This window comes from Agrobacterium sp. ST15.16.055, assembly GCF_027956555.1.
Classification (GTDB): domain Bacteria; phylum Pseudomonadota; class Alphaproteobacteria; order Rhizobiales; family Rhizobiaceae; genus Agrobacterium; species Agrobacterium salinitolerans.
This window is the reverse complement of the sequence record NZ_JAQKGN010000040.1, coordinates 1-656: the sequence shown is the minus strand read 5'-3', so window position 1 is coordinate 656 and position 656 is coordinate 1. Positions and strand designations below refer to the sequence as shown.

Annotated in this window: 1 protein-coding gene; it reads right to left on the bottom strand. The window is 62.5% G+C overall.

The features are described from left to right. The coding region (locus PL599_RS22760; RefSeq protein WP_271359899.1) for a RibD family protein at window positions 1–656 on the bottom strand (656 nt) is incomplete at both ends.

Here is a 656-nt window from a genome sequence, read left to right as displayed (position 1 = left end):
GTTCCGACATGCCACGTTCGGCAAGGGTTTGGAGGAGGTTTTCGAGCGTTGGGGCTTCAAGAATCTGGACGCCGGCGTCGGTGAGAAGTTGGCGGCGGCGGTCGCGGCTACCCCCCTCTGCCCTGCCGGGCATCTCCCCCTCAAGGGGGGAGATCGATGGGGCGCTGCCTTGCCAGACCTTGAAGGTTGACGAATGAGAGGTGGAGTCGAAATTTGAGCGAGCGGACAGCCCCTTGCCGATCTCCCCCCTTGAGGGGGAGATGCCCGGCAGGGCAGAGGGGGGTAACGCCGCAACGATCACCGGCACCTCCCGCGCTGTCTTCACCAGCTTCGATGTCAGCGGCAACTCAAACTGCCGATCCAGCACGATGCGAACCGGCGAACGATCCTCGAGACCAGCTATTCGGACCGTCAGTTCGGGATCATCCCCAATGGCCGTCCTGATACCAACGAGAATGCAGTCGCAGCGCGCCCGCAGCTCATGCACGGCATGGCGAGACTCGGGACCGGTGATCGCTACCTGCCCCTCGCCCTGCCTGCCGATCATGCCGTCAGCAGAAACCGCAAGCTTCAGAATCACATGCGGGCGTTTTTTTACCTGTCTTGTGAGGTAACCGGCGAGCGCCCTTTTACCTTCGTCCCGCAACAGGCCGGTT